The sequence below is a fragment of the Actinoallomurus acaciae genome (genome assembly GCF_042429965.1).
Lineage (GTDB): Bacteria > Actinomycetota > Actinomycetes > Streptosporangiales > Streptosporangiaceae > Actinoallomurus > Actinoallomurus acaciae.
On the sequence record NZ_JBHLZP010000514.1, the window covers coordinates 1 to 1,613 of the forward strand.

Here is a 1,613-nt window from a genome sequence, read left to right on the forward strand (position 1 = left end):
GCGCGGCCGGGCGGTGCCGGTGGAGCAGACGTACGGCGGGTTGGCGATGATCACGTCGAACGCCTCATCGCGGACGGCGTCCACCAGATCGCTCTGGACCACGCGTACGGGCAGCCGCCGGAGCCACGCGTTGACCCGTGCGGCGAACACGGCGTGGGCGCAGACGTCCACCGCGATCACCCGGCCGGCGCCGCTGCGCGCGGCGGCGAGCGCCAGGGCTCCGGTCCCGGTGCCGACGTCCAGCACCCTGGCCCCGACCCGTACGGTGCGCAGGGCCTCGGCCAGCAGCCAGGTGTCACCCTGCGGCCGATAGACACCTGGCGGCTTAAAAAGCCACACGGACAGCTCATACCGCATTTATGGTGCATAAATACGGGGGCGATGGTTCAAGAAGCCGTGGGGATCTCTTGAGTTTCGCGGTGAACTTCGGCCGGTTCAGGTGAGGACGGGGGCCCGGAGCGACGACTCCCCCGCGCGCCAGGCGCCGAGCAGCCGGTCGCTCAGCCGGCCCTCCAGCATCGCGGTCGCCTGCGCACCGAGCACGACGTCCGCGGCCAGGTACGGCTCGGCCGTGAGGAGATCGCCGACGACGTCGCGGCGGAGGACCTGCTCGTGTACGGCGTCGGCCTCGATGTGCTCGGTGAAGAAGACCCCGGCGGACGGTTCGGCCCCCAGGCGTTCGAGGGCGTCGGCCAGCCGCTGGGCGCTGGGCGGGGTGCTGATCTCGGCGGCCGCGAAGTGACCGACCAGCGCTCCCCGCAGAGCCCGGTGCAGGCCGAACAGCGACATCATGTTCACGGTCGCCAGCGTGACGGCGGGAACCACGTCGAGATAGCGCCCGTACGCGGGGTCGAGCCCGGCCTCCCGCATCAGCTCCGCGAACAGCCTCGCGTGCATCCGCTCCCCTCGCCCGCCCCCGAACTCGTCGTACTCGACCGCGACGAGCGACGCCTTCGCCTGCCCACGCAGCCGCGGGATCACCCAGGCGTGCGGGTCCGCCTCCTTCAGGTGGTAGATCGAGCGGTGCACGAGGTACTCGCGCAGCTGCCACCACTCACCGTGATCCCGCAGGTGGGCGCTCACCCCGGTGGCCTCGGTGGCCTCGGCCGTCACCCGGCGCAGAGCGGCGTCCACGTCGTCGCCGCCGGAGATCTCCGTACGGATCGCGTTGAGGAAGGCGCGCTCCATCCCGGCCCGCAGCCGCAGCAGCCCCGGCTCCCACTCCCACTCCGGGTCGACCCGGTCGAAGCCGCGATAGTGCAGCTCGTAGCAGGTGTAGAGCGCGAGCTGCAGATCCTCGCCGAGAGGGTCCGAGTCCGTCCTGACCGCCGGAGCCGACGTACCGTCCCGCAGCGCGGAGACGACCGCCGCCGACAGCGGCCCACGCGCCTCCGGCAATGGCGGGGCGACGACGATGTTCGAGGTCACGGGGTCCCTTCTTTCGCTCGCGTACGGCTTGTCCACAGCGGTCGGGAGACCTTCCCAGGACGGCTGTTGGGGCTGGACAATGTGAGTGGGCTGGAGCCCCCCGGGCGGGCGGGGCGTCTGACCTCGGGGCGTCTGACCTCGGGGCGTCTGACCTCGGGGCGTCTGACCTCGGGGCGTCTGACCTC

Annotated in this window: 2 protein-coding genes; both read right to left on the bottom strand. The window is 71.7% G+C overall.

Annotated elements, in window-relative coordinates; translation table 11 throughout:
• Positions 1–357 (bottom strand): methyltransferase (locus ACFFNX_RS40440; protein ID WP_378211472.1); only part of this gene is annotated, 357 nt, incomplete at its 3' end.
• Positions 358–435: 78 nt separating this feature from the next.
• A complete protein-coding gene (locus ACFFNX_RS40445) occupies positions 436–1,428 on the bottom strand; it encodes an iron-containing redox enzyme family protein (RefSeq protein WP_378211474.1) in 993 nt (330 codons plus the stop codon).
• Between the last annotated feature and the right edge of the window lie 185 nt (positions 1,429–1,613).